The sequence below is a fragment of the Aquabacterium sp. UBA2148 genome (assembly GCF_002328915.1).
Taxonomy (GTDB): domain Bacteria; phylum Pseudomonadota; class Gammaproteobacteria; order Burkholderiales; family Burkholderiaceae_C; genus Aquabacterium; species Aquabacterium parvum.
In genome coordinates, this window is the sequence record NZ_DCXA01000023.1 from 9,640 (window position 1) to 13,258 (window position 3,619).

The 3,619-nt window shown below is 66.1% G+C and carries 3 protein-coding genes; all 3 read right to left on the reverse strand.

Features of this window, described 5'->3' with window-relative positions:
• The coding region (locus B2W70_RS01470; protein ID WP_286742183.1) for an oligosaccharide flippase family protein at positions 1-1,436 on the reverse strand (1,436 nt) is incomplete at its 3' end.
• 25 nt (positions 1,437-1,461) lie between these two features.
• Complete coding sequence (locus B2W70_RS01475) at positions 1,462-2,676, reverse strand: glycosyltransferase family 4 protein (RefSeq protein ID WP_286742184.1); 1,215 nt, start codon at positions 2,674-2,676, stop codon at positions 1,462-1,464.
• A partial coding sequence (locus B2W70_RS01480; protein ID WP_286742185.1) for a glycosyltransferase family 4 protein occupies positions 2,673-3,619 on the reverse strand: 947 nt, incomplete at its 5' end. The genes B2W70_RS01480 and B2W70_RS01475, both read right to left, overlap by 4 nt.

The window sequence follows — 3,619 nt, forward strand, 5'->3', positions numbered from 1 at the left end:
GCGGCAGCTGCGCCGGCACCCGTGATGCGCACGCTGTTCAAGGCCTGGATGGCCCCCAGCCAGGCGTGGCGCTGCAGCAGGTTCATCACCGCCCAGCAAAACAAGGCGCCCAGCAAGACGTGGCCCCACTGCATCACCTGCCCCGGCCACGCGACATCGGCAAGCAGGTACGGCGCCCCCACGGCCAGACCGGCCAGCACACCCGGCGCGATCGCGCGCAGCAGCTGCCCAGCCCCCATGCCCAGTTCGACGCACATGCGCTGGATCATCACGCAAGACACCAGCACCGCCACCACCGAATAAGCCATCACCAGGTGGGCCAGGCCATGCGAGACCGTCAACACGAAGGTGAGCCCCAAGGCGGAGGCATTGAGCACCCCGAGCAGGAAGTTTTCCCTGACCTTGCCGGCCTGCACCAGCACAGCGCCAGCGAGGGCCGCGATGGACTGGACCGCGCCCACCGGCGCCATCCACCAGATCAGGTCAAGCAGGCCATGCCAGCGTTCACCGAAGAACCAGTGAACCGGCTCGTCGATCACGAAAACCATGGCCGCCACGAAGGGCCCTGAGAACAGGGCCGTGAGCGTGACAACGGCCAGCACGATGCGCCGCCTTTGATCCGGCGCACCATGAAACTTGGAAAGCGCCGACAACAGCACCCCGCTGGCAGGCCAGGAGATCAGCACCAGCGGGATGGTCATGAACTGATAGGCCATGCCATACAGCCCCAGGGCGGTGGCACCCAACACCGGCGCGATCACCAACCGATCGAGGTTACGCCCCATGAAGGACAACAGGTTGGTGGCCAGCACCCAGCCACCGATGGCCAGCAGCGGCCGCATCTCCGAGAAGGGTCCCGCGTGCGCGTAGCGCCGCCATGCATGGAGGTTGAAACCCAGCGCTCGCACCGCCTGCAGCACAACGTGGAAGGCGAGCACCGCGGCCAGCCCCGCCTGCATCGCGATCAGAACCAGGAATGCGACGATGGCCATCAACAGCGCCACGCCCTCGGTCAGAGAGACCTGCCCATAAGCCATCTCACGCTCCAGCAAAGCGCGAGGGCCTGTTGCCCAGATCGCCAGGGCGGTGACCAGCGCAAATGACAGCAGCACGGGGGTCAGACCGGGCAAGCGCACCCAGGCCTCCATGGGCATGGCGATCAAGGCAAGCAAGCCGCCCGCCGCCAGGCCGAGCCAGGCCAGGAAGGACAAAGCGCGCGCCTGCGTGCGCGGCGTCAGATCCGGATGGCGCACCAACGCGCTGCTCAGGCCCAGGTCGGTCAGCAAAGTGACCAGCGCCATCAAGGGGATGGCGAAGGTGACCAAACCATAGTCACCCGGCGCGATGTGCCTGCCCACCAGCACGGAGACGATCAGGGACACGGCCGCTTTGGCCATGTTCAGCAACGTCATCAACGCCATGCTGCGAAACAACATCACCTGCTCCCAGAGTGGCCAGCGCTCAGGCGGCCTGAGCCTGCCGCGCCATCACCGAGCGGTAGAGCTCCAGGTAGCGGCTGGCGACCTGGGGTGGCGTGGTCTCGGACAGGACGTGCAGGAAGCGATCCTTGCCAGGCAGGCTTTCCCTGCCCACCTGCATGATCCGGCTCATGCGCGCTTTCAGCGCTGCCGCGTCGTTGGGAGGGTAGAGCCAATCGGTGTTGTCCGTGCCGATCAGGTCGGGGATGCCCCCCGAGTCAGCGCCGATGACGGGCACCCCTGCGGCATAAGCCTCCAGGATGGTGCGCGGCAGCGGCTCGGCCCAGATGGACGGCACGATGAGCGCATCGATCTGATCGAACAGCTCCTTGGGCTGGATGAAGCCCACGAAATCGACCGGCATGCCCGCCGCACGCGGCTTCAGCGAGTCGCTCTCCGAAGGCTCCTTGCCCGCCACGATCAGGCGCCATCCTTCGGCGGGCAGCATGCGACAGGCGTCGAGCATGACGCCCACCCCCTTCTCGATGTTGATGCGCCCCAGGTAGCCAAAGGTGATGGGTTTACCAACCATGCTGGGCTTGACGTAGTCGCTGCCAATGCCTTCGACCACCGCCGGGTTCCAGATCACGCGACGATGTTGACTGGGCACGTGCGAGAAGTAGCCCAGGTCGAGGTGCGACTGCAGGATGCCCGCGCCCACGCCCACGACTGCATCCACGCAATGGTGGTGCTTTTCCTTCATGAAGGTGAACGCCTTGCATTTGAGGTGGCGCTTCTCGCACCGCTTGCCGTCCTTGAACATCGCGGCGTTGCCGCACACCAGGTCGAAGTCGCGCAAGGTGTGCACGATGGGCAGGCCCCGCTCTTTGGCCGCCAACCAGACGCGGGTCGAAACATCGAGCAGCGAGTGGGTGTGCACCACGTCCGGCTTGAAGTCGTCGATCACGCGCAGGAAGTGGTCTTCGATTCGGACATTGAACTGCTGCTTGAAGCGGCGCACCCCGCGCTCGAGCACGGTGTGCTCTGGCCACTCCTCCGGCCAGAAGTCCGTCTCATGGGGCATGCGGTAAACCTTCACGCCATGGCGCACCTCTTCTTCCCACCCATCGGGCGTGATGCAGGCTGCGGCCACCTCATGCCCTGCGGCCACCAAGGCTTCGGACAGCAAAGCAACCGACTTCTCCGCCCCACCCATGATCCGTGGCGGGTACAACATGCTCAGGTGAAGGATTCTCATCCCTTGGCTCCTTTGCCGCTTGGGTGCGAGTCACCGGCTGCGGTCTGCGTGAAGGGGGCGGAGCGCGCCACCTGCCCGACCACGTCGAGCAGGACCTGCGCGCTGCGCCCCCAGGTGAAATGAGTGGCGCGTGCCAGGCCCAGCGCAGTGAGCCCGCCGAGACCGGCGTCGTCATGGGTGGCACGCAGCACCAGCGTGGCCAGGGCACCGGCGTCGCGCGGATCAAAGAACCAGGCAGCCTGGCCGCAAACCTCGCGCACCGGCGCGATGTCGGACGCCAGCACCGGGCAGCCGGCCAGCATGGCCTCCAGAGGCGGGATGCCAAAACCCTCGTACAGGCTCGGAAAGACCAGGGCCCTTGCCTGCCTGAGCAGGCCCGCCACCTCTTCGTCGGTGAGTCGGCCGGTGGTGCGCACGTTGGGCGGCAGCTCGCTGCTGGCGGCACCGAACACGCTCAGGTCAAGGGAGCCAACGATGACGAAGGGCCAGTCCTTCAAACGCGCATCGGCAAACGCCTTGATCGCGGTTTGCAGGTTCTTGTTGGGCGCAGGCGAGCCAATGAACAAGAAAAAACCCCGATCACGCAGGCCCAGTCGCTCGACCACGCTGTCATCGGGGCTCACCCGCCCCAGGTGCTCACCGCCGTTGTGGATGACCGCGATGTCCTGGCGACGCAGGCCCAGCACCTCGGCCAGCTCTGCACGAGAGAACTCGGACACCGTGCACACGCGGCTGCGCCAAGCCACCATGCGCCCCAGCATGCGGTGAAAGAAGGCGTATGCCCGCGTGAAGTTGGCAGGCGTGCGGTACACCGCCGCATCGTGGATCACCGACAGGCTGCGCCCTCGCAGCACGGGCCCGCCGTTGGCCAGGTTCACCAGGATGTCATCGGGCGCGGCGTGACGACGCAAGAGCTGATCCCAGGCGTGACCAGGCTTGTCCT